The organism is Mediterraneibacter sp. NSJ-151, from assembly GCF_022487435.1.
Lineage (GTDB): Bacteria > Bacillota > Clostridia > Lachnospirales > Lachnospiraceae > Schaedlerella > Schaedlerella hominis.
On record NZ_JAKVPP010000006.1, the window covers coordinates 24676 to 50069 of the forward strand.

Annotated in this window: 22 protein-coding genes; all 22 read left to right on the forward strand. The window is 49.7% G+C overall.

Features of this window, described 5'->3' with window-relative positions; all coding sequences use genetic code 11:
* Positions 1–9 precede the first annotated feature (9 nt).
* The 22 genes from LQE94_RS07535 to LQE94_RS07640 all read left to right on the forward strand — a co-directional run bounded on the left by LQE94_RS07535 (position 10) and on the right by LQE94_RS07640 (position 25341).
* Positions 10–6354 (forward strand): LPXTG cell wall anchor domain-containing protein, encoded by a 6345-nt coding sequence (locus LQE94_RS07535; protein ID WP_240577343.1) that lies wholly within the window; start codon positions 10–12, stop codon positions 6352–6354.
* A 1-nt stretch (position 6355) separates the two neighbouring features.
* Positions 6356–6853 (forward strand): gamma-glutamylcyclotransferase family protein, encoded by a 498-nt coding sequence (locus LQE94_RS07540; protein ID WP_255786099.1) that lies wholly within the window; start codon positions 6356–6358, stop codon positions 6851–6853.
* A complete protein-coding gene (locus LQE94_RS07545; protein WP_055155767.1) occupies positions 6850–7647 on the forward strand; it encodes a class B sortase in 798 nt (265 codons plus the stop codon). Before LQE94_RS07540 ends, LQE94_RS07545 begins: the two co-directional genes overlap by 4 nt.
* Before the next feature lie 445 nt (positions 7648–8092).
* Positions 8093–9253 (forward strand): methionine adenosyltransferase, encoded by a 1161-nt coding sequence (metK, locus tag LQE94_RS07550; RefSeq protein ID WP_055267995.1) that lies wholly within the window; start codon positions 8093–8095, stop codon positions 9251–9253.
* Positions 9253–10218 (forward strand): DUF3991 domain-containing protein, encoded by a 966-nt coding sequence (locus LQE94_RS07555; RefSeq protein ID WP_240577344.1) that lies wholly within the window; start codon positions 9253–9255, stop codon positions 10216–10218. Before metK ends, LQE94_RS07555 begins: the two co-directional genes overlap by 1 nt.
* Positions 10218–10997, forward strand: a complete 780-nt coding sequence (locus tag LQE94_RS07560; RefSeq protein ID WP_240577345.1) for a hypothetical protein — start codon at positions 10218–10220, stop codon at positions 10995–10997. The genes LQE94_RS07555 and LQE94_RS07560 overlap by 1 nt, the downstream gene beginning before the upstream one ends.
* Before the next feature lie 66 nt (positions 10998–11063).
* Positions 11064–11876 (forward strand): DNA-methyltransferase, encoded by an 813-nt coding sequence (locus LQE94_RS07565; RefSeq protein ID WP_227211274.1) that lies wholly within the window; start codon positions 11064–11066, stop codon positions 11874–11876.
* A 149-nt stretch (positions 11877–12025) separates the two neighbouring features.
* Complete coding sequence (locus LQE94_RS07570; protein ID WP_019162195.1) at positions 12026–12349, forward strand: DUF7768 domain-containing protein; 324 nt, start codon at positions 12026–12028, stop codon at positions 12347–12349.
* 142 nt (positions 12350–12491) lie between these two features.
* Entirely contained in the window at positions 12492–12869 is a 378-nt protein-coding gene (locus LQE94_RS07575) for a DUF3789 domain-containing protein (protein ID WP_240577346.1), read from the forward strand.
* 126 nt (positions 12870–12995) lie between these two features.
* On the forward strand, positions 12996–13304 hold the full coding sequence (locus tag LQE94_RS07580) for a plasmid mobilization protein (RefSeq protein ID WP_015533354.1): 309 nt from the start codon (positions 12996–12998) through the stop codon (positions 13302–13304).
* 3 nt (positions 13305–13307) lie between these two features.
* Positions 13308–14594, forward strand: coding sequence for a relaxase/mobilization nuclease domain-containing protein (locus tag LQE94_RS07585; RefSeq protein ID WP_055155774.1), 1287 nt, complete (start codon positions 13308–13310; stop codon positions 14592–14594).
* A 5-nt stretch (positions 14595–14599) separates the two neighbouring features.
* Positions 14600–15439 (forward strand): PcfB family protein, encoded by an 840-nt coding sequence (locus LQE94_RS07590; protein ID WP_117802434.1) that lies wholly within the window; start codon positions 14600–14602, stop codon positions 15437–15439.
* Between the two features lie 3 nt (positions 15440–15442).
* Positions 15443–16381: an ArdC-like ssDNA-binding domain-containing protein gene (locus LQE94_RS07595; RefSeq protein ID WP_055155776.1), complete on the forward strand. Its 939-nt coding sequence runs from the start codon at positions 15443–15445 to the stop codon at positions 16379–16381.
* 95 nt (positions 16382–16476) lie between these two features.
* A complete protein-coding gene (locus tag LQE94_RS07600) occupies positions 16477–16794 on the forward strand; it encodes a hypothetical protein (RefSeq protein WP_055149034.1) in 318 nt (105 codons plus the stop codon).
* A 30-nt stretch (positions 16795–16824) separates the two neighbouring features.
* On the forward strand, positions 16825–17076 hold the full coding sequence (locus tag LQE94_RS07605) for a DUF4314 domain-containing protein (RefSeq protein WP_015513377.1): 252 nt from the start codon (positions 16825–16827) through the stop codon (positions 17074–17076).
* Positions 17077–17099: 23 nt separating this feature from the next.
* Positions 17100–18833 (forward strand): VirD4-like conjugal transfer protein, CD1115 family, encoded by a 1734-nt coding sequence (locus LQE94_RS07610; protein ID WP_055155777.1) that lies wholly within the window; start codon positions 17100–17102, stop codon positions 18831–18833.
* Between the two features lie 14 nt (positions 18834–18847).
* Complete coding sequence (locus LQE94_RS07615; protein ID WP_240577347.1) at positions 18848–19207, forward strand: glutamyl-tRNA amidotransferase; 360 nt, start codon at positions 18848–18850, stop codon at positions 19205–19207.
* A gap of 75 nt (positions 19208–19282) precedes the next feature.
* Positions 19283–20122: a hypothetical protein gene (locus LQE94_RS07620; RefSeq protein ID WP_240577348.1), complete on the forward strand. Its 840-nt coding sequence runs from the start codon at positions 19283–19285 to the stop codon at positions 20120–20122.
* A 13-nt stretch (positions 20123–20135) separates the two neighbouring features.
* Complete coding sequence (locus LQE94_RS07625; RefSeq protein ID WP_240577349.1) at positions 20136–20567, forward strand: DUF4313 domain-containing protein; 432 nt, start codon at positions 20136–20138, stop codon at positions 20565–20567.
* An 8-nt stretch (positions 20568–20575) separates the two neighbouring features.
* Entirely contained in the window at positions 20576–21010 is a 435-nt protein-coding gene (locus LQE94_RS07630; protein WP_173900529.1) for a PrgI family protein, read from the forward strand.
* On the forward strand, positions 21003–23333 hold the full coding sequence (locus tag LQE94_RS07635; RefSeq protein ID WP_330638915.1) for a VirB4-like conjugal transfer ATPase, CD1110 family: 2331 nt from the start codon (positions 21003–21005) through the stop codon (positions 23331–23333). Before LQE94_RS07630 ends, LQE94_RS07635 begins: the two co-directional genes overlap by 8 nt.
* Positions 23334–23364: 31 nt before the next feature.
* A complete protein-coding gene (locus LQE94_RS07640) occupies positions 23365–25341 on the forward strand; it encodes a lysozyme family protein (protein WP_240577351.1) in 1977 nt (658 codons plus the stop codon).
* Positions 25342–25394: the final 53 nt, after the last annotated feature.

Consider the following 25394-nt stretch of genomic DNA (forward strand, 5'->3'; position numbering starts at 1 on the left):
GTAGAAAACATGAAGAGCAAATATCGATTCAGGCGGATCCTTTCAGGGGTGATGGCGGCAGTCACCATCTTATCCACGGTCATTTCACCGTTGACCGTTTATGCTTCGGAAGAGCCGAAAACGGCAGAACCGCCAGCTTATGAATCCGTAAAGGATCTGCTGGATGAAGAGGAAGTGGTAAAAGCCAACGATCTGGAGCTGGAAGTCGGACAGGAGTTTGATGTTTCCAGTGACCGCACGAATCTGGAAATTAAGGACGAAAGCAAAGTCAAAGTGATATTCCAGAAAGCAGAGAATGACGCCGGGGAGAACTTCAGCACCAGCCATGCAGACACTTACCATGCCGTTTATTATGTGGAGCCAGTCAACCAGAACCACCCGGTTTATCAGATTGGGAGAAATCTGATCGTAAAAGAGCCTGTGACAGCAGCTCAGAGTGAACCGCAGACAGAACAGGCAGTTACCGAAGAGGATACAGGTTCTGATGATGAGGAAGCTGCCTCGCAGGAAGAAACTGAGACAGTGCCTGTAGAGACAGAAATTGTTGAGCCGGAGACAGCTGAATCTGAAACAGAGGAAGCGGAGACAGAAGAACCGGAAGAAACAGAATCCGAATTTCAGGATGGACTTTCTGAATCCGAGTTTGATGCCGCATTAGAGGAATCCGAAACGGAAAATACAACCGATGCAGAATCCGGGCTGACACTCAGCGATGTTCTGGAGCAGGCAGGGGAACAGGATATTGACCTGATAGCAATGGAAGATGGGGAAACCGTTTCATTCACCGCAGTCAATACCAGTACAAGAGCAACCCAGGACGTGAATGTGACAAGAGGGACTGCATACTATTATGCAGACTACGGTTTGGGCTCCTATGTAACCTATAAATATACCGTTAAATTTGGAAATGTGTCTGCAACTGCCTACTGTGTGCAGCCATCCAAAGCGGGACCTGGGGATGGTGTTTACAAGATCACCAAACTGGGTGACAGCAAAGCACTGGCAAAAGTGTGCTACTACGGTACCAAAGCATCCGGTGAAAATGGATTTTTTTCTGAGAAACATCCTGATTTTTCAGCCGGAAAACAGTTTATCATTGTCCATCTGGCAGCATCCTATGCAAATAACAGCGGTGACGCTTTTTCTGGTACGAATGCAACCGGACAGGCTCTGGCAATGGAACTCTACAATTACTGCATGAGCCAGCCGGAGATCCCGGAAGTGGACATGAGTTTCTCCAATGCAGATGTTACCGCATATATCAGTGGCAACAGCCAGAGAACAGAAGAGATCACCTTCAAGGCATCCGAACTGCAGACCATCACCATGAAACTGCCGTCCGGTGTCAGACTGCATAATGTGACAACCGGAAAGACCAGCAGTGTAGGTGCATCCGTGGAAATCTGCGGCGGTACCAAATTTTATTTATCCGCACCGCTGACACAGGCTGTGGATGTCAAAGGGGAATGGTCTTCCACCATGAAAGGAAGCATCATCAAAGACTACTCCGCTTATAAGATCACCACCGGAAGCGAGACACAGGACCTTGCCCTGGTATTTGGCGAGGGCGTGACCGATGAGAAATATGTGGATTTTAAAGTTTCATGGGTAAAACAGGCAACTCTAGAAATCGTAAAAAAGGACCGCAAGAGCAACAAAGCCATCGCAGGTGCAGTCTATGGCGTTTACAGTGACAAGGACGGAAAGAACCTGATCACGAAGATGCCGGCCACAGATGACAACGGAGCTTCCAGCGTTACGATCACAAAAACACAGGATACCGTATACCTGAAAGAGATCTCCGTACCAAACGGATACCTGCTGGACACTAAGGCTTACGATGTGAACCTGGTCATCGGCGGCACTGTAAAACAGACCGTTACTGATGCTGAACAGATGGCAAGCCTGACTGTTTATAAATTAGGGGAAGTTCTGACTGGGGCAAAGGTAACTGATGATGGTGTTTCCTTTGTTTATACCGAGCAGAAACAGAAAGGTGCGGTTTATAACGTTTATGCCGCGTCGGACATTGTATCCGCAGACGGAACAGTAGTCTACAAAAAAGGCGCATTAGTCAAAGCCGGACTTACCACCGGAGATGACGGAAGTGCCACACTGGATAATCTATATCTGGGGAAATATGTAGTAAAAGAAATGCAGGCACCACAAAATCTGGTATGCACAGGCGAAAGCCAGGAGATCACCCTTTCCTATGCTGGAAGCAACGTAGAAAAGGTCATGGGAAGCGTGACATTCAAAAATGACCGCCAGAAAGCAAGCGTAAGTGTATACAAGCAGGATAAGGAAACCAGGAAATACCTTCCGGGCGGCACTTATGGTCTGTATGCCGGAAATGACATCAAAGCAGCGGACGGAACCATTGTGGTCAAGAAAGATACTCTCATTGAGAAAGCAGTGACCGGAATAGACGGAAAAGCCGTATATCAGGCAGACCTGCCGATAGCCAACAGCTACTACATGAAAGAGCTGGGTGCACCAGCTGGATATGTGAGAAACGGCGAGGATGTGTACTCCTTTACCTTCCAGTACACAACAGACAAAGAGGCAACGGTTTCTTTCAACCATACGTTCCAGAATGAGCGGATCAATGCGAAGATCAAACTGGTAAAAGAGGATTCCGAAACCGGAAAGACCGCACAGGGAGATGCAACCCTTGAGGGTGCTGTTTACGGATTGTATGCCCGTGAAGATATCGTACATCCAGATGGACAGACAGGTGTTCTTTACCCGGCAGGAACACAGATTGCAACCCTGACTACGGATACAGAGGGAAATGCAGAAGTCGCAGACCTCTATCTCGGAAAGTATTACGTTAAAGAACTGACTCCGCCTGTCGGATATCTGGCAGACCCGGGAGAACATGATCTGGAGTGTAATGACGAGGGAGATCTGGTTCAGACGGTAGAACGTACCGTAACTTCTCTGGAAGATGTGATCAAACAGCCGTTTCAGGTCATCAAAGCCGCCAACAACGGAAAGACCGATGCCGATCTGTTAAAAGGTGTGGGATTCAGTGCATATCTGGAGAGCAGCCTGAAGAAAAATAAGGACGGTTCCTATGATTTTACATCCGCTACTCCGGTCGTGCTGACTGCAGACGGACAGACAGAAATGTTCACGGATGAGCGTGGATATGCATGCTCCATTCCGCTTGCATACGGGACTTACATTGTAAGAGAAACCACCACACCGCACAACTTCAAACCAGTTGATGATTTCAAAGTTGTGATTTCAGAGAACAATCCAGAGAAACCGCAGGTATGGCGTGTGCTTCTGGACGAAGAGTTTGAAGCAAAATTAAAAATCGTCAAAAAAGATGACGAGACAAAGAAATCTGTTCTGGTTCCGAATACTGAATTTAAAGTATACGATCTGGATAACAAGAAATATGTAGAACAAGTGACTACTTATCCATCCACTACGGTACATAAATCCTATTTTACGGATGAAAACGGATACCTGATCCTGCCACAGAATCTGGCTTGTGGAAATTACCGCATCGAAGAAGTGACTGCACCAGATGGATATACCCACAGCACCAATACCGTGGAAATCAAGGTAGACAGTGATACCGCATACCAGGAAGATCCGGTCAGCGGTGACCTAATCATCGAGGTGGATTTTGAGAACCACCCAGCTAAGGGCAGACTGACCATCCGCAAAGAAGGCGAAGTAGTCAAAGGTTTTGATAAAGACTTTACTTATGAGGAAGCCAGCCTTGCAGGAGCCGTGTTTGAAGTTTACGCCTCCGAGGATATCTATACCGCAGACCATCAGACAGATGAGAACGGCAACCGTTATCTGGAATATGCCAAGGACACACTGGTGGCAACGGTAACGACCGATGAAACCGGAAGTGCCGTAATCGAGAATCTTCCGCTCGGAAAATACCGTGTAGAAGAGAAAAAAGCACCGGAAGGATACACCTGGAATGCCAAAGGAGAAAAGGTAACCTTTACCTATGCCGGACAGGATACCCCGGTTGTAGACGAAGAAGTGACATTTACCAATGAACGCCAGAAGGTAAGCATCACCGTGGAAAAACAGGATGCAGAAACCGGAAGCGTGGTAGCTGGAGCCGTCTTTGGTCTTTATAATAAGAATGAGATCAAATCCGGTGACAATGTAATCGTGAAAGCGGACACCTTATTACAGGAGATTACAAGCGATGAAAAGGGACAGGCACACTTCACCCTGGACCTGCCGCTTGGAACTTATTATGTAAAAGAAATTTCTGCACCGGACGGTTTTGTATCCTCTGATGAGGTACTGGAATTTGATGCCACCTATCAGGGACAAGACATCCAGACCATTAAACTGAAATCGATTAAGAAGAACCAGCCGACGACCATCGAGGTGACAAAATCCGATCTGACAACAGGCGTGGAGTTGAACGGAGCATCCCTTTCTGTTCTGGATGAGGATGGAAACGTGATCGACAGCTGGACTTCCGTAAAGGATGAGCCTCATGTGATCAAATATCTGACTGTTGGAAAAACCTATATCCTCCGTGAATCCCTTGCACCGCTTGGTTATTTAAAGACTACGGATGTGAAATTCACCATCGAGGATACCGCAGAAATACAGAAAGTGGAAATGCAGGACCATGTACCGAAAGCACTGCTGATCGTAAACAAGAAGGGCGAATTTCTCGATAAGATCACCCTGCTGGATAACGTCAAAGGTGTTGTGGAACATTTCTTTGAGTACATTACAGGAAGCCTGACAGACGTTACCTTCGAAATCCGTGCTGCCGAAGATATCAAAGCAGCTGATGGCGTAAGCCCGGACTATTATTCCAAGGACGAACTGGTAGCAACTGTAACTACCGATGCAAACGGTGTTGCAGAAGTATCTGACCTTCCGGTTGGAAAATATTATGTCAAAGAGGTAGGCACAGCATATGGTTATATCCTGGATGAAGAACCACGATATGTAGATCTTTCCTACCGCGATCAGGATACCCCGGTTGTCGTATACGATGAGGACTGGCAGAACAACCGCCAGAAGGTGAAAGTGAACGTCCTGAAGAAAGAAAAGGATACCGACCGTGTATTAAAAGGCGGCATCTTTGGATTGTACACTAGGAACGACATCCTGTCCGCATCTGGAAAGGTGCTGATGGAAGCAGATACCCTGATCGAGTTAAAAACAACAGATGTAGATGGAAAGATTTCCTTTATTGCAGACCTGCCGATTGACGGAACCTATTATGTGAAGGAGCTGTATGCACCGGATGGATTTGTTACCACCGGAGAAGAACAGGAATTTGTTTTTGAGTACCAGGGAGACAAAGAAGCAGAAGTGTCCTATGAGTTCGTATTTGAAGATGAGCCGACAACCGTGGAACTTTCCAAAACCGATCTGACCACAGGCGAGGAACTGCCGGGAGCCAGATTACAGCTGACGGATGAAAACGGGGCTGTTGTTGAGGAATGGACATCCACCAAGGAGCCGCACATCATCAAAGAATTGGTTGTAGGAAAATCGTACACCCTGACAGAAACCAAGCCGGCCGATGGATATGCCACTGCGGAAAGCATCACATTCACCGTGGAGAATACTGTAGAGATCCAGAAACAGGTAATGGAAGATGATGTGACCAAAGTGGAGATCAGCAAAACGGATATTACCGGAGATAATGAGATCGAAGGAGCCAAACTGACCATCACAGATGAAAATGGCAATATCGTAGAAACCTGGACTTCCGGTAAAGAGCCGCATTATATCGAAAAACTTCCAATCGGTAAATACACCCTGAAAGAAGAGCAGGCTCCAAACGGTTATGTCGTTTCGGAAGAGATCACCTTCGAGGTGGCAGACACCGCAGAGATCCAGAAGGTAGCCATGAAAGATGATACCGCAAAGGGACGTCTGATCATTGAGAAAACGGACAAGGATACCGGAGCTGCACTGAAAGGTGCGGAATTTGAATTGAGGGATGCCGATGGCAAAGTGGTAGAAACCCTGACCACTGATGAAAACGGTCATGCAACCAGCGGACTGCTTGCAATCGGAACTTATAAGGATGGCAAATTTGATAAGGTAGCCATTTATTATCTGGTTGAGACCAAAGCACCGGAAGGATATCAGATGGATGAGACCAAGCATGAAGTGACATTTACTTATGTAGATGACAAAACCCCAGTGATTGAAGTCATCCAGAAAGTGACGAACGAGAAGCTGCCGGAGGACACCCCGTCTGTAAGTAACCCGAAAACAGGCGATGACACCAACCTCTGGTTTCCGGCCCTGTGCCTAATCCTTTCCACAGGCGGTCTGATCGGCATGGGTGTGGCATCCAGAAGAAAGAAGAAAAAAGGGGGCAGATAGGCTGAAACAATTATATTTTGCGTATGGAAGCAACATGGATCTGGACCAGATGGCATATCGGTGTCCACAGGCGGAGATGGTAGAAACCGTCCGCCTGGAGGGGTATCGGCTGACCTTTGCAGCCGCAGGAAGCGGTCTTGCCACCATCTTCCCGGAAGAGGGAAGCCATGTGGACGGCGTCCTCTGGTCACTGACCGGGGACTGCGAAAAGAGCCTAGATCTTTATGAAGGCTATCCTGATTTTTACGACAAACAGGAAATCACCGTCAAGAATAAAGGCGGAAGAGAGATCAAAGCCATTGTCTATATCATGACAAAAGATTACATGCAGAACTTTAATCCGCCCGGACGGTCGTACCTGACCGGAATCTTAAAGGGCTGCAGACAGAACCAGATTCCGACAGAGCCGATCCTGAAAGCAGCCAGAAAACCGCCTGTGCCGGGACAGACGCAGAAAAGCCAGCCAAAGAAGCAGAGGAAAGCCGGACAGGAACGATGAAAATCGCGAAAAAACTTTTTCAAACGGTATGCCTTGCAGCACTTTTCTTAAGTGCCGGGTTCCTGCTTTACCATATGGTATATCTCCCAATGGAGAACAAAAAGCTGGTGGCAGAGCTGAAAGGGAATTTCCCGGAGCCGGAAGCTCCGGGAGCCTCAGGATCTGAAAAGAAAGACCAACCAGCTGGGAGAAAATGCCCGGTGGCTGCGGTAGACCTTGTTTCTCTCCAGGAACAATACCCGGATGTGCAGGGATGGCTGACCATACCGGATACCGGGATTGATTACCCGGTGCTTCAGTCCGAACAGGAGAATGGGGAGTTTTACCTGAAACGGAATTACAAAAAGGAATATGACATCAACGGAAGCCTGTTTTTACAGGCAGACTGTAAAGTGTCCGAAAGCAGGAATCTCATCATTTACGGTCACAACATGAACAGCGGGGCGATGTTCGGAAACCTGGACTTATATGCAGGGGAAGATTATTATAACGCCCATCGTTTTGCTTATCTTCAGACAGAGGACGGCATTCAGGAGTATAAGATTGTCACGGTACTGAAAGCAGACCGGAATCTGTTCCCATTCCAGCAGAAACTTCCAGATGTGGTGGCCGTGCAAGAGTACCTAAAAGTAGCCAAGCGGAGGGAAGTGTTCGAAACCGGAGATGATTACCTGAAGTGTATATACGATAAGGTTTTGACGCTCGTCACGTGTTCATATGAATGGAGCGGTGCCAGGAATATCGTCCTGGCGGTGCCGGTTTCCGGGGCAGTGTGGAGTCAGAAGTGTTCGTAAGTACCCGAAAAGTGCAGAAAATGAGACAAATAATGACCGCATGGACAGGGATGTGTTCAAAACAGGGGAGTATATAAAGGGTGTATGCCAGGTATATTCAGATGGAAAATGTGTTCAAAAGTGGAAACTTTGGTAAATACTCTACGGAATATCAGCGAATGCTCTAACAAAAAGTGTCTGAAAGCCCCCAAAAAGTGTAGAAAATGAGACAAATGATGACCGCACAGACTGGGAAGTGTTCAAAACAGGGGGATTATGTAAGGGTGTGTGTTGGTAGTATTCAGGTGGAAAAAAGTGTCTGAACGTACTAGAAAAGTGCAGAATGTGAGACAGCTCATAATCCAGATCCGGCAGGAAGTGTTCCAAAAAGGAGTGCTTTCTGCTGGATCTATTTAGTTTATAACGAGCAGCGAGTTTTGACTCGTTGGAAAGGATGGTAATAATTATGAAACGATTTTATACAGCAGAATCCGTAACGGAAGGACATCCGGATAAGCTCTGCGACTTAATTGCAGACAGTATTCTGGATGCGTGTCTGAAAGAGGACGAAAATTCCAAGGTGGCCTGCGAAGTGCTGGCTACTAAAGGGAACATCATTGTGGCAGGAGAGATCACCAGCCGATATGAGCCACAGGTGTTTGAAATCGTCAGAAAGGTGTTGGAGAGTGCAGGCTATGAAGCAGATGGAATCCATATGGATGCCCTCATCCACAAACAGAGTCCGGATATCGCCGGGGCAGTGGAACGTTCCAGAGAACGCAGGACAGGAACTGTTTCTGTTCAGAGCGGACTTGCCAATGGAGCCGGGGATCAGGGAATCATGGTGGGATACGCCTGCGATGATACGCCGCAGCTTATGCCGATGCCAGTGGTTCTGGCGAACCGCATTGTAAGAGAACTGTCTGCAAGCCGTAGAAGCGGATATATCATGGGAATCCTGCCGGACGGAAAAGCACAGGTGACCGTGGAATACGAAGATGACAGACCTGTCCGTCTGGATACGGTCGTTGTGTCCTGTCAGCATGAAAAGGAAAAATCCCTTCGGAAGCTGGAGCATGAGATCCGGGAGAAAGTGCTGCGCCCGGCACTCCGCATGCTGCCGCCGGATGAGGATACCAAGATCCTGATTAATCCATCGGGCAGATTTGTGTGCGGAGGTCTGGATGCAGACACCGGACTGACCGGAAGGAAGCTGATGGTGGATACCTACGGTGGTCTGGTACCGCATGGCGGCGGTGCATTTTCCGGGAAGGACTGTTCCAAAGTTGACCGATCCGGGGCGTATATGGCTCGTTACATCGCCAAAAACATGGTGGCTGCCGGACTTGCCAGCCGATGTCAGGTGTCCCTTGCCTATGCCATCGGGGTTGCCCAGCCAGTCATGGTGCAGGTGGATACCTTTGGAACCGGAAAGATTTGTGCGGATGACTGCCTCGCCGCTGCGATTCCTCTGGTGTTTGGGCTTACCCCAAGCCAGATTAGTGACACCCTGCACCTGAAGCGGCCGATCTACCGACAGAGTGCCGTGTTCGGGCATTTTGGAAGAAAGGAATTCCCGTGGGAGAAAACGGATAAGGCAGAGCAGCTCCGGGATACCGTGATGTAATGCCGTGGATTCCGGAAGAAGAGATCAAACGGGCAAGGGAAATCACCGCCATTGAGTACCTGAAGAAATACCAGCCGAACCGCCTGAAAAAATCTTCAGCCAGAAATGAATGGGAGCTGACAGACCACGATAGCTTTAAAATCAACGAGCTCACCAGCCAGTGGCACTGGAAATCCAGAGATATCGGGGGAACCAGTGCCTTAAATTTCCTGATCCATGTAGATGGGTGTTCCTTTCTGGAGGCAGTGCAAATGCTGAAAGATGAGTATCCCACCTACATCCCTCCGCCTGTGGAGACAAAGCCCAAAAAGCTGTTTGTCCTGCCGCCAGTCAGCCCGGACTGCCGCAGGGTGTTCCGATATCTGAAAGAGCGCGGAATCAGTGGAGAGGTCTTACAGCAGTGTGTTCATCTGGGAATCCTCTATGAGAGCCTGCCCTATCACAATGCTGTGTTCGTAGGCCGGGACGAAAATCAGGTGGCAAGATATGCTTTCCTGCGTGGGATTTACGATGCCAGCGGAAAGGCTTTTAAGATGGAACAGGCTGGAAGCGAAAAGGCATACGCTTTTTGTGTTCCGGCACAAACAGGATGCAGACGGGTTGCCGTTTATGAAGCCTGTGTGGATGTGCTGGCGCACATGACACTGGAACAGGGAAGCCGGGATAAGTACCGTCTGGAGCTTGGCGGGATCAGTGCACCAAAAGAAGGGCAGAGCCAGCGGAGTATGAAAAAGCCGCAGGCACTGGAACATTTTCTGTCCCAGCACCCGGAGATTACCGAGATTGAAGTATGTACCGACAATGACTTTGCCGGACGGTGGGCGTGTGAACATATCCGAAAAGCCTACGAGGGAAACTATCGGATCATCGAGAACCTGCCGGAGATCGAAGGGGCAGACTGGGCAGATATGGCAAAGATGGCTGCCCGAACACCGGAGAAACGGCAGAGAAAGGAAGTGAGGTGATGCCTATCAAAGAAAAAATAGAAGTGGAAATGCTGTCCCCTCTGATGGCAGAGTTTATCCCGGACTATTCAGATATTGTGGATCTGGATGATGCGGAACCATTGGAAGGACCTGACCTGGTGCAGTATCAGCCATCTATAGCAGAAAAGGTTGACGAGATCAACCGGCTCGGTATGCCTGACAACCAGCCATGCAACCTGATTGATTATTTTGACCGAAATAAGGACATTAAGGAAAAAGTGGAACGCATTACAATGGCGGTAAAAGAACAGGATGGTGTTTTATATGGCTGTGCAAACTTGACACTCCGGGAGAATCTGACACCAGAGGAATACCGTGTGGTGGGGCAGTATCTGAGAGGCCAGTACAGCGATGGCTGGGGAGAAAGTCTGGAACAACGGGAGATCAAGGTAGACGGCGGTGAATTATACTTACATTTCTATGTCGGTGCCGGCTCGGATTTCCAGATACAGGTGAAAGCACCAGAAAACGAGATGCAGGAACAGCAGCCGAAACCAAATCCGTCCCGTCCGAAGCTGAAGCTCTTAGGGCATGACGGAAATATTTTCTCAATCCTTGGGGATGCCTCAAGATTGCTCAGATGTGCCGGGATGTCCGAACAGGCCAACGAGATGGCAGACCGTGTCCACAAGAGTGGCAATTATTATGAAGCACTGGGAATCATCAGCGAATATGTGGAAACCGAACTGTCGGATCACCGTGAACAGCGCAGAACAACGAGAAAAGAAGTACCAAAAAAAGAGGATACCTGCCGATGAGCAGTTCCATAGATAGAAGCACTTCCAGAGAAATCTGGGAAATAAGCAAGAGGAAGGATGATGCCTATGGGAAATACCCTGAAACTGGAAGATCTTTTAAAACCGGACTGTCTGCCGGATGAGTCTGCCGGAGGGGAGAACTGGCGTATCTTGCATGGGGATACCTTAAAGCTGGTAAAAGGATTCCAGCCGGGGATTTTTGATGCAGTCGTGACCGATCCGCCCTATGCGTCCGGGGGAACCAAGCAGAATGAACGCAACCGCACCACCAACCAGAAGTATAGCAGCATGAAAGCAGAGAATGCCCTTCCGGACTTTGATGGGGATAACAAGGATCAGCGTTCCTGGACCCACTGGATGGCAGAATGGCTGTACGATGTGAGGAAAGCCTGCAAGAGAGGGGCTCCGATCTGCCTTTTTATTGACTGGAGACAGTACCCGTCTATCACCGATGCCCTTCAGTGGGCAGGCTGGATCTGGAGAGGAACTGCAGTCTGGGACAAAGGAAATTCCCGTCCGCAAAAAGGCAGGTTTCGCCAGCAGGCAGAATACATCGTGTGGGGAAGCAACGGTCCGATGCCAATCAACCGCCCGGTGTCCTGTCTTCCGGGTGTGTTCCGTTATGGGAATCCCCAGAACCGCATCCATGTGACAGAAAAGCCGCTCCAGCTGATGAAGGATGTCATCCAGATCTGCGAGCCGGGCGGCCTGATCTTAGACCCGTTTGCCGGAGCTGGCACGACCATCCTTGCGGCGACAGAGTCGGGCTATCAGGCAGTCGGCATCGAAGTGACGGATGCATATTATAAGCTGGGAAGCGACCGTGTCCGTATCGCACTGGAAGCCGGGGCAGAAGCAGAGAATAAAGAACCACAGTAACCGGATGTCTGCCAGACATCTGAAAAAAGGAAGAAAAGAATCCAGATGTCCACAAGACATCCACAGAGCCGGAATGCTTTGTGGGTGTTTCTTTTTGGAAAAACGCCGGGCAGAGGAAACTTGTCTGGTCAGGAAAGGAGATGGTCGTATTGGAACAGGCACTTGCTTATGTCTGCTGCTCTGCAGAAGAGGGAAAGACCAAAGTACAGCGGTACTGCCGGAAGATCTACGAACTGGGATATGTGCCGATCTGTCCGCAGTACAGCTTTTCCCCATTCCTTGATGATGGGGATGCGGAGGATATGCAGGCTATGCGGAGAATGTCCCATCAGATCTTAAGACGGTGCAGGATGGTGGTCGTCTGCGGAAAAGAGACCACCGGGACGATGAACACGGAGATCAGCATGGCTGACAGACTCCATATCATCTGTACCACGCTGGATGGGTTAAGCAAAATCAAAGAAAACGAATAATTCCGAAAAACGATAGGTTCAGAGGGGACGAAGCAAAATGCGACTGGTTTTGCAAGCATAGCGTTTGGATATCCAAACGCACTTTGGGGAGAACCCCAATCCCCCATATCGAGCCGTAAACAGACGAAAGGAGAACGAAGAAATGTTAGGATTTATACTTGGCACAATGACCGGAGGGGCAATGGGCGTGTTTGCAATGTGTTTACTGATCTCAGGAAAACGGGAGGATGAGGCACTGGAGCGGTGCCGGATGAAACCAAAGGAGATCATTGACCACGGCGTGTGCATCTGTTTTGTAAACAGTCAGGGACAGGAACTGTTCCGGCTTTCAGACGGGGAGAGCCTTGTGCAGAATGCCCCAAATGGAGAGCGGAACGTATCCACCTGCCATTATCTGGATGCAGAATCTGCCATGATCGATGGGAAGAAATGGAACCTTCTGGAATTTGCGAAAGAGATGGAGAAAAGAGGAATCATGCTTGCCCCGATGGAACTGTGCCGGGTACCGAAAAGGGGGTGAGGCCTATATGAAGAAAAAGATTATTGCTGCAGCCGTAGCCATTGGCGTGCTGACAGGATTCCTGATCTGGAAAAACCGTGAAATGTAAGGAAACGATCAATAACCCGTTGGAAAGCAGGTGAAGAGATGAGAAAAAGAAACCATGTGATACCAGTCCGCCTCAATACAAAGGAGCTGCGTTTTCTGGAAGAGCAGGTAGAAAAAAGCGGCCTGTCCCGTGAGGAATACATCCGTTCCATTGTCATGGGCGGCGAAGTCCGGGCAAGACCCTGTGAACATCATACCGAACTTTTAAGGAAAGTATCCGGTCTGTGCAACAATGCCAATCAGCTTGCCCATGTAGCCAATGGATGTGGGATGGCAGGGGAAGAGAATATTCGGGAAATGCTCCGCATGACGAAAGAGACATGGAGGCTGGTCAAAGAGGAATGGTAGCCGATGGCATACACCAGTATCATCCCGGTCAGCCGTCTGGACAATTCCATTACTTACATTCGAAACAAGGATAAGACCACAAAGAAAGGACAAAGTGCCGGCTCTCTGGAAGAAGCTATTCAATATGCAATGAACCGGGACAAGACGGAGCGTTCCATTTTTGAGAATGCCATTGGCTGTGTCTGTGAGACTGCTTATCAAGATATGGTAGATACAAAGAAACGATACAACAAGATGGACGGGGTGCAGGGCTTCCATCTGGTGCAGAGCTTTGCCAAAGGGGAAGTCACCCCGGAACTTGCCCACCAGATTGGCATGGAGCTGGCAGAAAGACTCCTTCAGGGAAAATATGAAGCTGTCATCACCACTCATTTGAACACGGAGCATTACCACAACCATATCGTGTTTAATTCCGTGAGCATGAAAGATGGGAAAAAGTACCATAGTAACAGCAGGAGCTACTACGAGGATGTGCGGAAAACTTCGGATGCCTTATGCCTGAAATACGGCTTATCAGTTATCGAACCGAAAAATGGCAAAGGGAAATCTTATGCCCAGTGGATGGCAGAACAGGACGGAAAGCCAACCTGGAGAACCTCGATCCGTCTGGATATCCGTGATGCGGTGGCAGAAAGCTTCACATGGAAACAATTTCTGGACCAGATGAAGCAGAGAGGATATCAGTGGAAGCTGAATCGGAAGTACATCGCATTGAAAGCACCGGGGATGGAACGGTATATCCGTCTGCGGAGCCTTGGGAAGAATTACTCAGAAGAGAGCATCCGGCAGTGGATCTTACAGCCCAAGAGCAGGACAACTGCTGGAAAAGAAGGAGCTTCCCAGCCCCCGAAAAAGAAGTTAAAAGGGATACAGGCCCTGTACTATTCCTATTTGTATCAGATGGGTGTTCTAAAGCAGAAGCCGAAAAGAATCTCCCCAGTGCTCCGGGCAGATATCCGAAAACTGGATGCCAGGATCGAGCAGATGGAATTTCTTCAGAAGTATCAGATTACCACCCGTGAAGAACTGATGGCATACCGAACCCCGTTGGAAGAACAGGTGCAGGCACTCACAAAAGAACGGAAGCGGCTCTACCGGAGCGAACCGGACAGTGTTAGGATCGGTCAGATCACCGAAAAACTGAGGCCGCTTCGGAAGGATATCCGTCTTTGCATCCGGATCGAACAGCAGTCTAAAGAGATGGAAGAAAAGATGCGTCTGGCAGAGCAGATCCAGAGACAGGCAGAACAGACGGAGAAAAACAGACAACCGAGAACAGAAAGCAGGTGAACAGTATGAATTATGGAGGCGATGCGGCGGATCAGATCGTCCGGTATTCCTTGGACGGCGTGGACCACGGGCTCAGACTTTCGGGTACGCTGGCAAAGCATCTGGCGGTATTTGTTGCCGCCGTATTAAAAGACCAGAAGAAAACGAGGGGCAGAACCCGGATGGTGCGGATGTTAAAGGAGAACAAGCCATTGAAGTTCTTTACTGTGCCGTCTGACCGCTTGCGTGAATTCTGCAGTGAGGGCAGGAAGCGAGGGTTGCTCTATGTGATTATCCGTGATAAAAAGAACCCGGAGATGAGCGAGGTCATGGTCTTTGCGGATGACGCAGCCAAGGTCAACCGGGTTATGGATAAGATGAATCTTGATTTTGTAAGAAGTGAAGTCGGGGAAGCTGTCCATGAGGTAACCGCTGGAATGGAAGCACCGGAAACCGAAACAGTACAGAAAATCGTACAGATGCCAGAGGGCGAGGTGCAGTTTGAGATCAGCGATCTGGACGAAGCATTCCAGGTCGGTGACATGGATTTTTCTCAAGGAGAGAAGAATCAGAATCATCCTGAAAAGGAGTCTTCCGAACCGGAAAATTTTATCCCGGTGCAGGAAGAGGGGGAAGAGAATCTGTCCGGCTTTTCCTTGCACAGCAGAAATATTTCTACCGGGCAGGAAAACGGGACTGATGGAGCAAAGCCAAGGGAACAGGAGCGTCCCAGTGTCCGCCGGGAGCTGGAGAACATCAAACGGGAGAAAGCAGAGGAATCCCAGAAGCGGAGCCGGGAAAAGAACCGTGGACCAAAGAAAACGCAGAAGAAAGCGAGAAATAAACGAAAGGTGAAAGCGAGGTAGAAGATGGACCTGACAAAATTTTTAGGGCAGGACACGCAGGAACCGTCCGCCCAGCGGCTATCGAAAGAGGAATATGCCGCACAGAAAAAGCAGGAGAGGGAAGAAATCTGGGGCATGATCGATGGAAAGGCACAGGAGATCTTCCAGAATGGGGACTCCTTAAAAGGATTCCTTGATTTTATGGGACAGTGTAAGCCACAGAGGACAGACAACCTGTTCCTGCTCTATGCACAGAACCCGGAGATCCGGCAGATTAAGACCTTTGAAAAATGGAAAGAAGAAGGCAAAGTAGTCAAGACCGGAAGCAAGGGATACAACTTCATTGTCGGACAGGAATACGAAAAGGATGGTGTCATCCAGCAGGGATACTCCATCCAGAAAGCCTATGACATCAGCCAGATTCGCACCAAACAGCCGGAAGAGGCGGAGCCAAAACCGATGGACCAGTTGATGGAAGCACTGCTGACCGACAGCGAGGTACGGATTCAGATCGCAGACAACCTGCCGGATAAGGTACAGGCACAGTATATCCCGAATCAGCGGACGATCTATGTCCGAAACGGCATGAGTGAAAATACAACATTCCATTCCATCAGCCGGGAACTGGCGTATGCATCTCTTGACCATCACGATGGAAGCTACAGCCGGGCAGGGGTAGCGGCACAGGCTTATTGTGCGGCGTATGTGACAGCACAGAAATATGGCGTGGATGTCTCCGGCTTTTCCTTTGACAAGGTATGCGAGATGCAGGCATTCGGACAGAAAGATCCGAAAGAACTCCGCTCCTTTATTCAGAATGTAAAGAGCGCAGCCTATTCCATCGGCAAGCAGGTAGACCGCAACCTCGGCAAAAGTGAGCAGGAATTTATGCCCGATGAATTTGCCGTCCCAGAGGAGAAATCAGAGAAACCAGCCAAGAACAAAAAGTCCCCGGAACGCTGATAAAAGGGGTTTTTCCGGCTCTTTTGCAGTAGCTTTCCGGGAGGAAGTGTGGTATGTTGTGGTTGAGAAAAAAGAGGAAAAAAGGAGGCTCGCCTATGACAAGAATGCGATATGTAAAGATGGACCGGATCATGAACCATATGCTGATCCATGCCCTCCGGGAAGTGTTCCGGCAGGAAAAAGAACAGGGGCTTCCGGTGGATACCACACGGGATCTGGTTCTGAAGCTGGCAGAGCAGGAAGAAGGAAAGCTCTACCTGACAGAAGCTGAACACACCAAATCTGTAGAAGCTTTAAACAAGCTCCGGGACACATACCTGAAAAACGGACGCTATTCCGATGGGATCGACAGTGTCCTGTTAAAGATCATGAAATCCAGATACCGCCGCCCATACCGTGGACGGGGAAGATAAAGAAAGGATGTGGTACGAATATACAGAAATATGACACAAGAAAGAATAGAAGCCATGAGGAGAAGATATCCGCCGGGAACAGAGGTCACGCTTAACAGCATGGAGGGGGAGAGTCACATGCCACCCGGCTTAAAAGGTAAGGTGGATATGGTAGACGATGCAGGGCAGATCCACGTAAACTGGGAGAATGGAAGCAGCCTTGCCCTCGTTCCTGGAGTGGACAGCTTCCACATCACGGATCTGCCGAGAGCAGAGAGGCCAAAACAGCAGCCATCCCGGTAACAAACAGCCGGAAGTCAGACTGGGTGATCTGGCTTGCCGGACTGCCTGTCATCTGGTGGGCAGCGATCCTGATTGCGGATGCTATTCAGCCGGGCAGGAATCTTTTTGAGCTGATGGAGGTTCTAACGGAAAAACTGAACCACCCCTTCCAGCTTCATTATACGGAATATACCATCAAGTCGGTGCTGGTCTGCACGTTACTTTACGCAGCCGGGATCGGCATTTTTTATTCCAGCCAGAAGAACTACCGCAGAGGGGAAGAACATGGTTCCGCCAGATGGGGTGATGCCCGGCAGATCTGTAAGAAATACAGCCAGAAGCCGTACTCCCAGAACATCCTGCTGACGCAGAACTTCCGCATCAGCCTGGACACCCACGAGCACCGCAGATGTCTCAACATCCTCGTGGTGGGAGGCTCCGGTGCAGGAAAATCCAGAGGCTTTGCCCTGCCGAACATCATGCAGTGCTGCTGCTCGATGGTCATTACAGACCCCAAAGCCGAGCTGCTCCGAAAGACAGGCGGTCTGCTGGAAAAGAAAGGATATGAGGTGCGTGTCTTTGACCTCATCAATCCCGACACATCTTTTTGCTACAATCCATTCGAGTACGTCCACGATGACAAAGACGTACTCCGTCTCATTTCCAATCTGATACAAAACACCACACCCAAAGGTTCCCAGTCCTCCGATCCGTTCTGGGAGAAGAGCGAGACAGCACTGCTTCAGGCACTGATGCTGTATCTGCTCCATGAAGCTCCGCCGGAAGAACAGAACTTCGCCATGATCATGGAGATGTTAGGCTCGGCACAGGTAAAAGAAGAGGATGAGGACTACGAGTCCCCTCTGGACATTTTGTTTGACCGTCTGGAGATGCGGGACCCGGACAGCATTGCCGTCAAGCAGTACCACATTTACAAGCAGGCGGCAGGAAAGACCGCCAAGTCCATCCTGATCAGTGTTGGTGTCCGTCTGGCAGCCTTCAACCTGCCGCAGATCGCCAAGCTGACCAATACCGATGAACTGGATCTTTCCAGCATGGGCGAAAGAAAAGTTGCCCTTTTCTGCTGTATTCCGGATGCGGACACCTCTTTGAATTATCTGGTAGGTATGATCTACAGCCAGCTTTTCCAGACTCTTTATTATATGGCAGACCGTGTGCATGGCGGTGCCCTCCCGGTTCCGGTCAACTGCATCATGGATGAGTTTCCAAACGTATCCCTGCCAAATGAGTTTGAGAAGATCCTGGCAACCTGCCGTTCCCGTTCCATTTACTGCAGCATCATCATCCAGAACATGAGCCAGCTAAAGGCTCTGTTCAAGGACTCCTGGGAAAGTCTGGTGGGCAACTGCGATGAGTTTTTGTACCTGGGCGGCAATGAAAAAGAGACACACAAATATGTATCAGAATTACTGGGGAAAGAAACCATAGACACCAACACCTACGGGCAGACCAAAGGAAAATCCGGCAGCTACTCCACCAACTTCCAGCAGAGCGGAAGGGAGCTGTTACAGCCGGATGAAGTCCGTATGCTGGATAACCAGAATGCACTTCTGTTTATCCGCGGGGAACGGCCCATACTGGATGCCAAGTATGACCTGATGAAGCATCCCAACATCCGGTATACCGAAGACGGCGGTGCCGGCCCGTTCAACTATGCGAAAGCACCGCTGGCACATGACGATTTTACCTTTGACGAAACAAGATATAACGACTACGAACTGCTTCTGGATGAGGACATCATCGGGGAGCTTTTTTGATTGGAGGAATGCCGATGAATTTACTGAAAAATAAGAAACACACAGAAACCAGGAAAGAGACCGCACCGCTGAAGATGAAGAGAGGGCAGAAGAAACTGTTTGCTCTGTATGCAGTCATGGTACTGTCGATCTGCATTGGGGCGACCTGCGTTTATGCCGCAGGCGATCCGCTGACCGTAGTCAATAACCTGTCCACGTTTATCTTTTCCCTAATCCGTGCCATTGGCCTGATCCTGCTGGGATTTGGTATCGTGCAGGTCGGCCTGTCCTTAAAGAGCCACGATCCGAGCCAGAGGGCAAACGGATTTCTGACACTGGCAGGCGGTATCATCATTACTTTTGCAAAAGAGATCCTGGACCTGATCATGGGATAGGAGAAGAGACCAGAAGGGGAGCCATGCGAAATGCCGGCTCCCTGTTCACTTTTGCAGGATGGGAGGTGAAACTGTTTGAGTAATAACTGGATCGTACAGAATCTAAATTCTGCCTTGCAGACCTGGAGCGATAAGCTGGCTGAGATCTGGACACTGCTGACGCAAAGCCCGGAGAATTTCAAGGGCGGGGCGATCTGGAGCGTGATGACGAACATCAATGGTGGACTGAAAGCCATCGGGTACGGCCTGCTGGTTCTGTTCTTTGCGGCGGGGCTTGTGAAAACCTGTGGGAGCTTCACGGATATGAAAAAGCCGGAACATGTAGTGAAAGCCTTTATCCGTTTTGCACTGGCACAGGGAGCCGTCATGTCCGGCATGGAGCTTCTGACGGCAATTTTTTCCATTGTGCAGGGAATCGTGGCAAATATTATGTCCCATTCCGGGATGGCAGGTGGAACGGTGACGGAACTGCCCTCAGAGATTGTGGACAAGATCGAAGCAGTCGGGATGCTGGAATCCATCCCTTTGTGGATCGTAACCCTGTTAGGCAGCTTGTTAATTACCGTGCTTTCCTTTGTGATGATCCTGACTGTATATGGAAGAATGTTCAAGCTGTATATGTACACAGCCATCGCACCGATCCCGCTGGCAACCTTTGCCGGGGAACCAACCCAGTCTGTAGGGAAGAACTTTATCCGTTCCTACGCCGGGGTATGTCTGGAAGGTGCCATCATCGCACTGGCCTGCATCATCTTTTCGGTGTTTGCGGCGAGTCCGCCGGCCGTCGGGGATACCAGTCTGTCTGCTGTGACGATTGTCTGGAACTACATCGGGGAGCTGGTCTTTAACTTACTGGTACTGGTCGGGGCAGTGAAGGCATCTGACCGGATCGTAAAAGAAATCATGGGATTATAGGAGGCAGAAAGGAATGGAAGAACCAAAGAAATTAATTTATGACAGTGGAGAGCAACCAGAGGAAGTATTCTTACGGGTCAGCGGCTACTTGGACAGAGACCGCCTGTATGTCGGGATTTACCAGACAGAGTATGGCTACCCGGAACTTTTTTCCGACCTTACGGTGAACCTGCACCATGCTCCGCTGAACGGTGTGAACGAAGCCTATATCGACCACAATTTCAGCAAAGAGCATCTGCGTTTTATTCGGAAATACAAGCTGGGCAGGGTACTTCCGGAGACCGCAGTTTCCGGTTACTGCACCTTTCAGAAGGTCGCCTTTGACCTGAAGAAACTGGCAGAATATGATCCGCAGGGAACCAGAGAATTTATGGAAAGCCACGGCATCCAGATTTCGGATGCACCAAAGCAGAAACCAAAGAACAAATCACAGAGAGAAAGGTAGAAAACAACATGGAAGTGAAAATGAATAAAGAAATCCGAGACTATCAGGAGTCAATGTTCTGGGGCTTAAGTTTCCGGCAGTGCTTATTTTCGGTACTGGCGATCCTGGCAGCCCTTGGGATCTATTTCCTCACCCGGAAATATGCCGGGGAACAGGTAACCGGATGGCTGTGTGTGCTTGGGGCGGCTCCCTTTGCAGCCTGCGGTTTTTTCCGTTACCACGGCATGACGGCAGAACAGTTCGCATGGACAGTCATCAAATCCGAACTGCTGTACCCGAAACGGCTGGTATTCAAATCGGAGAACCTGTACTTTTCCTGCATGGAAGAGAGCCTGCGGCTGGGTGAAAAAATGATGGGAAACGGAGCGGAGCTTCTGGAGAAGAAGCGGACGAAACAGAAGAAACCAAAGAAGCCAAGAGGAAGGGGTGATGCCTTTGATTAAAACCCTGAGTCAGACACTGAAACAGGACAAAGAAAAATTTAAAGTACCGAGGTCTGTCCAGCAGGCAATCCCCATCCGCAAGATCTGGCCGGATGGGATTTTTCAGGTAGAGAGTAAATTTTCCCGGACATTCCGGTTTACGGATATCAATTATTCCATTGCCAGTAAAGCGGACAAGATAGAAATGTTCCTGGATTATTCCGAACTTTTAAATGCACTGGATTCCGGCTGTACTGCGAAGATTACCCTGAACAACCGTAAGATCAACAAAGAAGAGTTTGAACAGTCCCTGCTGATCCCAATGAAAGGGGACGGGCTCGATGAATACCGGAAGGAGTACAACGACATGCTCTTGTCCAAGATCTCCGGTACTAACAACAGCATCTACCAGGAACGCTACCTGACCGTCAGTGTCCACAAAAAGAACATCGATGAAGCCAGGACCTATTTCGCCCGTGTGGGAACGGATATCATCACCCATCTGGCCAAGCTGTCCTCCATCGGGGAAGAGCTGGATGCAGAGCAGAGGCTCCAGATCTTCCGGGACTTTTTCAAGGCAGATGTTCTGCAGAGTTTTCCATTTGACATGAAAGCCTTTGCGAAAAAAGGGCACAGCTTCAAAGACTGGATCTGCCCGGACACGATGGAATTCCACAACGATCATTTTAAACTGGGTGAGCAGTACGGAAGAGTCCTTTTCATGGAAGATTACGCCAGCTATGTGAAAGATGAGATGATCTCCGAACTGTGCAGCCTTGGCAGGAACCTGATGCTGTCCATTGACATCATCCCGGTGCCGACAGATGAAGCGGTGCGTGAGATCCAGAATCGACTGCTGGGTGTGGAGACAAACGTGACGAACTGGCAGAGACGCCAGAATGCAAATAATAACTTTTCTGCCGTAGTTCCCTATGACATGGAGCTGCAGAGAAAAGAGACCAAGGAGATGCTGGACGATCTGACCACCAGGGATCAGAGAATGATGTTCGGTATCCTGACAATGGTACATATGGCAGACAGCAAGAAACAGCTGGATTCCGATACGGAAACCCTGTATTCCATTGCAAGAAAACATCTCTGCCAGATGGCAACCCTGAAATGGCAACAAGTCGATGGGCTGAACACCGTCCTGCCGTATGGCCTGCGGAAGATCGATGCGGTGCGTACCCTTACCACAGAGTCCACCGCTGTATTGATTCCATTTCATACGCAGGAGATCATGCAGCCGGGCGGCATCTACTATGGGCAGAATGCAGTCAGCAAAAATATGCTGGTGGCAGACCGCCGGAAGCTGTTAAATGGAAATTCGTTCCGATTGGGAGTCAGCGGTTCCGGAAAGAGCTTCTCGGCAAAAGAAGAGATCGTAGACCTTGCCCTTTCCACGGAAGATGACATCCTCATCCTCGATCCGGAGTCGGAGTTTGCTTCTCTAGTGGAAGCCTTAAACGGAGAGGTCATCCGGATCTCGGCAACCTCGGATACCCATCTGAATGCACTGGATATGGATTCTGCCTATGGCAATGACCGAAATCCTCTGATTGAGAAGTCAGAATTTATCCTTTCCCTGTTTGAGCAGCTCGTAGGAGCCGGAAACCTTTCGGCAAAGGAGAAATCCATCCTTGACCGCTGTACCGCAGATGTGTACCGGGATTATATGAGGGGCGGTTACAAAGGGCAGGTGCCGACCTTAAAGGACCTGTACCGACAACTCATGCTCCAGCCGGAGGAAGAAGCCAGAGGGCTGGCTCTGTCTTCGGAACTGTTTATCAATGGCAGTCTGAACACCTTTGCCCAGGAAACCAATGTCAACACGAAGAGCCGTATCATCGACTATGACATCCGGGAGCTGGGCGAACAGCTGATGCCCCTTGGCATGCTGGTCACACTGGATTCGATTTTTAACCGTGTGATCCAGAACTGGAAGAAGGGAAAAACGACATGGATCTTTGCGGATGAGTTTTATCTGCTGTTCCGCTATGAATACAGTGCGGACTTTTTCTACCGCCTGTACAAGCGTATCCGTAAGTATTCCGGATTTGTAACCGGACTTACCCAGAACGTTGAGGAACTTCTGAAATCCGATACCGCCCGCCTGATGCTGGCGAACAGTGAGTTCCTGATCCTTTTGAATCAGGCTACCACCGACCGGGATGAGCTGGCGGCACTTCTGAATATTTCAGACAACCAGTTATCCTACATCACCAATGTGGGTGCCGGCCATGGTCTGATCCGCTGTTCCGGAAATCTGGTGCCGTTTGAAAATTCGTTTCCAAGAAATACAAAACTGTATCGCCTGATGACGACCAAGCCGGGCGAAGCGTAAGAGCGGGACAAGCCGGGACTGGAGGTGTGAGATGAAGGATATCAAAACCAAAGAAGTTACAACAAAACCAAAGACCAAAAATCCTGCCTCCAGAATCCCGAAGGAGCTGATGCGGACGGCCATACTGGAGAGCAAGGAAAAGTCCCAGACCATCGCAAATGCCAGGGATAATGACATGGAGGAACAGTCCCCATCCGAGTATGCCAGTGGAAAAGTCGCATCCGCAGAGGAATGGGCTGCCAGAAAGTTTGGCAGAACTGTAACCAGCGCCGGAAAGACAGCAGCACAGACTTCCTACGAGAAGATCAAACTGAGAGTTACTGGTAAAAAAGAAGCGCAGAAAGAAGCCGCCAGAGGAACCGGGGACACACAGGCTCCCGATCCGGTCAGTCGGGAAGCACCGAAGCAAAAAAACCGGGAACAGGAGGCATCCCGTGTGAAGGTCAAGGAACGGGAAAACCAGGAAGTCCAGATTCAGAAAGCCAAGCGGCAAAAGGCGATTTCAGATGCCGTCAAAACGAAAGAACAGAAGATCCGGGCAGCTAGGGAGACACCAAGAATCCAGAATGGACAGGAAATGTCGGAAGGTGGATCGCTTTCCATCAAAAGACAAAACCAGAAAAGCAAGGCCGGAGATACCGCAAGGCAGAATGCCATCCGCCAGAAACAGCCGGAAACCATCCGGATCAAGGAAAAGCCACGGAAACAGTTGGAGCCGAAGACCATACAGCGGCGTACTATTAAGACCGCCCCTCCATCTGTGAAGATCAGCATCCAGCCAGAGCAGAAGCTCCGGGTGGCCAGTTCCAACGCCTTGACAGCCCGGATGCAGAAGCAGATGGAACGAAGGGCAGCGAAGCAGGCGGCGAAGAAAGCCGCCTTGCAGACTTCCGATGGAGTCCGCCGGATACAGAAAACGGCAAGGGCAGGGGAGAATACCTTCAAGGCAGCCAAGGCCGCCGTGGAAGCGGCAGCGAAAACCGTACAGTCCATGATAGCTGCACTGGGAGCCGCCGGAGCGGTCATGGTTCTGCTTCTGGTTATCATAGTCGGAATTATTGGCGGTGCCGCATTTTCGGGAAGCTCAGAGAGCAGCGAAGCACTCAGCCAGGAAGTCCTTTCCTACACATCAACCATCCAGAAATACGCCAATCAGTATGGAATCCCCGAATACGTCTCGGTGATACAGGCGATCATGATGCAGGAATCCGGCGGCCGGGGAACCGATCCCATGCAGAGCAGTGAGTGCCCATACAACACCCGGTACTCCAACAGCCCCAATGCCATCCAGGATGTAGACTACTCCATACAGGTGGGAATTCAATATTATGCGGACTGCCTAAGAGAAGCCGGATGCACCAGCCCACAGGATATGGACAAGCTGAAGCTGTCCCTGCAAGGGTATAACTACGGCAACGGATACATAACGTGGGCAATACGAAAATATGGGGGCTACAGTGCAGAAAACGCTTTGCAGTTTTCTAATGAACAGGCGGCTTCACATGGCTGGAGTGCCTATGGGGATCCAGAATATGTCCCTCACGTCCTGCGGTATTATTCCAGCGGCGGATTGTTTGCCGGCCTGTTTGGAGGCAACGGCCAGATTGTATCCGTGGCACTTACCCAGCTTGGAAATGAAGGTGGCCAGAAGTTCTGGTCGTGGTATGGATTTGACAGCCATGTAGCATGGTGTGCCTGCTTTGCCAGCTGGTGTGGAGATCAGGCAGGATTAATCGAAAACGGTAAGATGCCGAAGTTCTCTCTGTGTGATGACGGAATCGCATGGTTTCAGAGCAAGAGAAAATGGAAGAGCCGAGGATACTCGCCAGCGCCCGGAACCCTGATCTTTTTTGACTGGAATGGGGACGGAACCTCAGACCATGTGGGAATCGTGGAGAAAACTGAGGGAAGTACCGTATATACGGTAGAGGGAAACTCCAGCGATGCCGTGAACCAGAGAAGTTATGATATCAATAACGGAACAATCATGGGATATGGCATACTTTGAAAATTAATATGTTGACTCTTAGAGAGTAGTCAATAGTTTAGATTACCTTGACT

Bases quoted from the DNA above. Each gene is read 5' to 3' on its own strand.
- LQE94_RS07555 (WP_240577344.1), top strand. From the start codon at position 9,253: ATGCCGTGGATTCCGGAAGAAGAGATCAAACGGGCAAGGGAAATCACC.
- LQE94_RS07625 (WP_240577349.1), top strand. From the start codon at position 20,136: ATGGAAGAACCAAAGAAATTAATTTATGACAGTGGAGAGCAACCAGAG.
- LQE94_RS07605 (WP_015513377.1), top strand. From the start codon at position 16,825: ATGACACAAGAAAGAATAGAAGCCATGAGGAGAAGATATCCGCCGGGA.
- LQE94_RS07560 (WP_240577345.1), top strand. From the start codon at position 10,218: ATGCCTATCAAAGAAAAAATAGAAGTGGAAATGCTGTCCCCTCTGATG.
- LQE94_RS07590 (WP_117802434.1), top strand. From the start codon at position 14,600: ATGAATTATGGAGGCGATGCGGCGGATCAGATCGTCCGGTATTCCTTG.
- LQE94_RS07600 (WP_055149034.1), top strand. From the start codon at position 16,477: ATGACAAGAATGCGATATGTAAAGATGGACCGGATCATGAACCATATG.
- metK (WP_055267995.1), top strand. From the start codon at position 8,093: ATGAAACGATTTTATACAGCAGAATCCGTAACGGAAGGACATCCGGAT.
- LQE94_RS07585 (WP_055155774.1), top strand. From the start codon at position 13,308: ATGGCATACACCAGTATCATCCCGGTCAGCCGTCTGGACAATTCCATT.
- LQE94_RS07545 (WP_055155767.1), top strand. From the start codon at position 6,850: ATGAAAATCGCGAAAAAACTTTTTCAAACGGTATGCCTTGCAGCACTT.
- LQE94_RS07535 (WP_240577343.1), top strand. From the start codon at position 10: ATGAAGAGCAAATATCGATTCAGGCGGATCCTTTCAGGGGTGATGGCG.
- LQE94_RS07565 (WP_227211274.1), top strand. From the start codon at position 11,064: ATGGGAAATACCCTGAAACTGGAAGATCTTTTAAAACCGGACTGTCTG.
- LQE94_RS07580 (WP_015533354.1), top strand. From the start codon at position 12,996: ATGAGAAAAAGAAACCATGTGATACCAGTCCGCCTCAATACAAAGGAG.
- LQE94_RS07630 (WP_173900529.1), top strand. From the start codon at position 20,576: ATGGAAGTGAAAATGAATAAAGAAATCCGAGACTATCAGGAGTCAATG.
- LQE94_RS07615 (WP_240577347.1), top strand. From the start codon at position 18,848: ATGAATTTACTGAAAAATAAGAAACACACAGAAACCAGGAAAGAGACC.
- LQE94_RS07595 (WP_055155776.1), top strand. From the start codon at position 15,443: ATGGACCTGACAAAATTTTTAGGGCAGGACACGCAGGAACCGTCCGCC.
- LQE94_RS07575 (WP_240577346.1), top strand. From the start codon at position 12,492: ATGTTAGGATTTATACTTGGCACAATGACCGGAGGGGCAATGGGCGTG.
- LQE94_RS07640 (WP_240577351.1), top strand. From the start codon at position 23,365: ATGAAGGATATCAAAACCAAAGAAGTTACAACAAAACCAAAGACCAAA.